4 protein-coding genes, 1 tRNA gene and 1 pseudogene are annotated in these 4,700 nt (G+C 70.5%); 5 read left to right on the top strand and 1 reads right to left on the bottom strand.

What is annotated here, in order from left to right:
• Positions 1–158: 158 nt before the first annotated feature.
• Complete coding sequence (locus AC1DZ6_RS19325) at positions 159–887, bottom strand: hypothetical protein (protein WP_477098764.1); 729 nt, start codon at positions 885–887, stop codon at positions 159–161.
• Positions 888–1,012: 125 nt separating this feature from the next.
• On the opposite strand from AC1DZ6_RS19325, the gene AC1DZ6_RS19320 reads away from it, so the two are divergent.
• The 5 genes and pseudogenes from AC1DZ6_RS19320 to AC1DZ6_RS19300 all read left to right on the top strand — a co-directional run.
• Positions 1,013–1,087 (top strand) — tRNA-Lys (locus AC1DZ6_RS19320).
• Between the two features lie 278 nt (positions 1,088–1,365).
• The gene (locus tag AC1DZ6_RS19315; RefSeq protein WP_477098763.1) at positions 1,366–2,007 is read left to right on the top strand and encodes a hypothetical protein; all 642 of its coding nucleotides are present in this window, start codon (positions 1,366–1,368) and stop codon (positions 2,005–2,007) included.
• The gene (locus AC1DZ6_RS19310) at positions 2,004–3,314 is read left to right on the top strand and encodes a hypothetical protein (RefSeq protein ID WP_477098762.1); all 1,311 of its coding nucleotides are present in this window, start codon (positions 2,004–2,006) and stop codon (positions 3,312–3,314) included. The genes AC1DZ6_RS19315 and AC1DZ6_RS19310 overlap by 4 nt, the downstream gene beginning before the upstream one ends.
• Positions 3,301–4,257, top strand: a complete 957-nt coding sequence (locus tag AC1DZ6_RS19305) for an AAA family ATPase (RefSeq protein WP_477098761.1) — start codon at positions 3,301–3,303, stop codon at positions 4,255–4,257. The genes AC1DZ6_RS19310 and AC1DZ6_RS19305 overlap by 14 nt, the downstream gene beginning before the upstream one ends.
• A gap of 23 nt (positions 4,258–4,280) precedes the next feature.
• Positions 4,281–4,700, top strand: a pseudogene (locus tag AC1DZ6_RS19300) (hypothetical protein); the annotation flags it as partial.

Genomic DNA, 4,700 nt, shown 5'->3' with positions numbered 1-4,700 from the left:
GCTTCATCCGGAGAGGGTGAAACCTCTCACCCTCCCACCGCTTCGCGGCGGGCCCCTCCCTCTCTCTAAGAGAGAGGGATCTCGGATGTCTTCAACGGGTCGCAAGCCGCCCTTCGCCCCGTGGCGGAAACCGGACATTCAGGTGCAACTCGTCCCAGCTACCAGATCTTGTAGATCGGCTTTTTCTTCTTCTTGGCGGGCGCGGGGGCCGGTTGGGCGGGCGGCGCATCCACCGCCGGCGCATCGGCCGCGGCCGTGTCGACCACCGGCGCCTCCGCCACGGGCGCGTCCTTCATCCAGGGAAAGCGCTTTTCGACGATCGCCGCGGCCGGCGTGGCCAAGTGCTGGGGTGTGGCCGGCGGATTGCAGCCTTTTGCCTCGCCCAGACCTTTCAGATAGGCCCGGCGGATCGCGCCGGAGGCGACGGCGTGCTGCACCAACGAGTCGTGCTTCTCGGCCCCGCTCAGTTTGCGAACCCAGCCGCGCATCGGAATCAGGTCCTGGGCGGCGCTGGCCATCGCGCCGAAGGCCGACGAGGCGGCCATCCGCTTGCCGCGGTCCATCAGGTCCTCGTTGCCTTCCGGCGGCCGGCGGTCGACGTCCTCACCCAGCGCCAGGTCCAGCGGCGCGACCAGCATGATCAGGGTCTCGCAGGTGATCTTCTTGCCGGGCGGACGAGCATAGGGATCGGCGATCGCTTCCAGCAAGGCCGGCGGGATCTTGGTGCGCACCAGGTTCATGTCGCGCAGGGGCGCCTGGGCCGCGCCCGAGATGCCGTCCTTGTTGGCGTCCGACGTCGTCTGGATCTTTTGCGGCGGGGGCTCCGACTGGGACGCACAGGCGGCCAGCAGAGGAACGACGATGGTGATAAGCACGAGACTGCGCATGTCGCCAGCCTAACGCCACTAAGGCGCGTTCGTCATCTCCCTCTCGTGCGAAAGCGCGCTTGCGAGCCGAGCGCCCCCCGACTATGGTCCGCGCCGCTTCCACCGGCCGCCCGCCGTGTCGATGCGGGCCGGTAGCTCAGTGGTAGAGCATTCGACTTTTAATCGAATGGTCGTGGGTTCGAACCCCACCCGGCCTACCATTTCTCCTTGAAATGATTGATGAAAATAACCGCTTCGGCGACATGGGCCGTTGGTCGGCGTTCGCGCGAGCCAGTTGGCGCGGGTCCGATCCGGCGACCTGGGAGGCTTTGGAGCGGAGTGTGACCGGTCGAATCGATTCTCCGGGTCAGGACGGCGCGGGAGAGCGGCGCTCGAAGCCAAGCGCGTCGGGATCGACTTCAAGGCGACACCGAAAGTTGAATCGTCTAGCTGTATCGCCGGGGCATTCGGGAGTGGGCGTTTGACGGCGGGGGCTGGGGTGGATCGTAACGCGGCGTCGCCGGGTTTCGACGGCGCGTCTGACGCCTTCGCGCGCGCTCACGCCGCGCTGCGAAGCGCCAAGGATCTGCAGTTCGAGCCCTCCGTCGCGCCCAAGGCGCCCGACGTTCCCGGCTGGCTGCTGGCCATCGGCAAGCTGCTGGGGGCCGCCGCGCCCTTCCTGACCTACGTGTTCTGGGGCGGCCTGATCCTGGGCGCGGCGATCATCCTGTATTTCGTGTGCCGCGAGCTGATCGCCACCCGCTGGCCATCCTTCAAGGCGAACAAGGGCCCCGTTCTGGGCGACGAGGTCTGGCGTCCGAGCGCCGCCAAGGCCCGCACCCTGCTGGAGGACGCCGACCGGCTGGCCGCCGCCGGCCGATTCGCCGAGGCGGTGCACCTGATCCTGTTCCGCAGCATCGAGGACATCGAGACCAAGCGCCCGGACCTGATCCGGCCCGCCCTGACCAGTCGCGACATCGCTCAGTTGGACGGCGTGCCCGAGCGCGTGCGCCGCACCTTCAGCGAGATCGCCCGGGTGGTGGAGCGCAGCTTCTTCGGCGGCCGCTCGGTCGGCGCCGAAGAGTTCTCGGCCTGCCGCAAGGCCTACGAGGGCTTCGCCTTCACCGAGGCCTGGCGATGAGCGACGCGCAAACCACGACGATGGCCGCGACGACGTCGGAGATCGCGGCCGACGGCGACAAGGGGCTGTTCTCGCCCAAGGTCGTGCTGGGCATGATCGTCGCCGGGGTGTTCGCCTTCTCGGCCTTCGTGGTGCTGTCGACCTATGCGCCGGACCTGCAGTCCGGCGACAACGGCCAGGCCCACGCCCTGTCGAAGTCGGCGATCGGTTACGGCGGCATGGTCCGCCTGCTGCGCGGGTTGGACGAGCCGGTGATCGTCAGCCGTCGCGATCTCAGCCGCGAAGAGCCGGCCCTGGTCATCTTCACGCCGGACGCCAGCGTTTCCCGCGACGCCTACGTCAAGGCGGCCCAGCTGTCGTCGCGCACCCTGGTGGTGCTGCCCAAGTGGCGGGGCGGGCTGGATCCGCGCCACCCGGGCTGGGTGGGCGACCTGAAGCCCGTGGGGCCCAAGGGCCTGACCGGCCTGCTCAAGGCGGTCGGCTTGCCCAAGTCCGCCGCCGCGATCGATCCGGGTGCTGCGCCGCAGAGACTGACCGGCGCGCCGGGCGGTCCGGCCGAGGGCATGACGTTCGAGACCGGCCCGATCAGGAACCTGCAGACCCTGTCCGGTCCCGGCCTGGCGCCGGTGCTGACCGACGCCAAGGGGCGGATCGTCCTGGCCCGGCGCATGCCGACCGAGACCTATTTCCTGGCCGATCCCGATCTGCTGAACACCATGGGGCTGAAGGACGTCCGCACCGCCAAGGCGGGCGTGGGCGTGCTGCGGCTGCTGCGCGACGACGCGATCGACCATGACGAGGAGGGCGGCGCGATCGCCTTCGACGTGACGCTGAACGGCTTCGCCCGTTCGCGCAGCGTGCTGAAGCTGGCCTTCGAGGCGCCGTTCGTCGGAGCGACCCTGTGCCTGGTGGCCGCGGCCCTGCTGATGGGCCTGCACGCCGCCGCGCGGTTCCGGGCGGTGCGGCGCGGCGAACGGGCCCTGGCCCTGGGCAAGGACGCCCTGATCGACAATTCCGCCGGCCTGATCCGCATGGCCAAGCGCGAGCCGGCCCTGGCCCCGCGCTACGCCGAGCTGCAGCGCGCCGCCGCCGTCCGCGCCCTGGGCGGCCTGCGGGCCAGGGGCTCGAGGCTCGAGGGCCAGGCCCTGACCGATTTCCTGGACCGCCAGGGCGAACGCTTCGGCGCCGCCGACAGCGCCTCGCGCCTGGACGAGGACACCCGAACGGTCCGTTCGTTGGGCGACCTGATGAAGGTCGCCGCAAGATGGCATCAGTGGAGACTGGAGATGACTCGTGAACGTCGCTGAGGTGCAGGCGCTCGCCGGCAGGATCCGTGAGCAGACCGCCAAGGCCGTGGTCGGCCAGAACGACACCATCGACCTGATGCTGACGGCCCTGTTCGCCGGCGGCCACGTGCTGCTGGAAGGTCCGCCCGGCACGGCCAAGACCTTCCTGGCCCAGTGCTTCGCCCAGGCGGTGAACCTGCAGTTCGGCCGCATCCAGTTCACGCCGGACCTGATGCCCGGCGACATCCTGGGCGCCAACCTGTTCAACTTCCAGACCAGCGCCTTCACCCTGGTTAAGGGGCCGATCTTCTGCGAGCTGCTGCTGGCCGACGAGATCAACCGCACCCCGCCCAAGACCCAGGCCGCGCTGCTGGAAGCCATGCAGGAGCGCAACGTCACCCTGGACGGCGAGCGTCACCCGCTGAGCGACCGCTTCATGGTGGTGGCCACCCAGAACCCGCTGGAGCAGCAGGGCACCTATCCGCTGCCCGAGGCCCAGCTGGACCGCTTCCTGTTCAAGCACGTGCTGGCCTATCCCAGCCTGGCCGAGGAGACGGCGATCGTCGCCACCCACGGCAGCCGCACCGGCCAGCCCTCGCCCGAGGGCTTCGGCGTCGAGGCAGCCGGCGACAGCGCGACGATCGCCCAAGCCGTCGCGGCGGTGGCGACCGTGCGGCTGACCGACGACATCGTCCGCTACATCGTCGGCGTGGTGCGGGCGACCCGCGACACCGGTGAGCTGTCGGGCGGGGCCTCGCCGCGCTGCGCGGCCATGCTGGCCGTCGCCTCTCGCGCCCGCGCCGCCCTCGAAGGCCGGGACTACGTGATCCCCGACGACGTCAAGGCCCTGGCGCTGCCGGCCCTGCGTCACCGGGTGATCCTGTCGCCCGCCGCCGAGATCGAGGGCCGCAAGGTCGACGACGTGGTGCGTGGCCTGGTCGACCAGGTCGAGGCGCCGCGATGATCCTCCAAGCCTAGGCCAAGACCTTGCGGATCTATCCCACGGCGAGAACGATCTTCCTGATGGTCCTGGGCGCGCCCCTGGCCCTGGCGGCGGCGCTCGTCTCGGCGCGGCTGTGGCTGGTGGGACCGGCCTGGATCGCGCTTGTCGCGGCCCTGCTGTTCGTCGACGCCCTGCTGGCGCCCGGCCGACGCAAGATGCAGCTCAGCCTGACCGGGCCGGGCTCGATGGCCAGCGGCRCGGCCCGGCCGGCCCTGCTGCGGGCCGCGTTCCCGCGCGGCGTGGCGCCGGGCAGCGTGGAGTTCGCCATCGACCTGGACGACCGCCTGGCCGCCGAGCCCGCCCACGGCCGGGCTCGCGTGCATGAGCGCCAGGCCGGCCTGCCCTTCACCCTGACCGCCGTCCGGCGCGGAGAGGGCAGGGTGCACCGAGGGCAGGGTGCACCG

The organism is Caulobacter sp. P1_B12_2, from assembly GCF_056406675.1.
The sequence above is the reverse complement of the archived record's forward strand: the minus strand, read 5'-3'. Positions and strand labels throughout refer to the sequence as shown.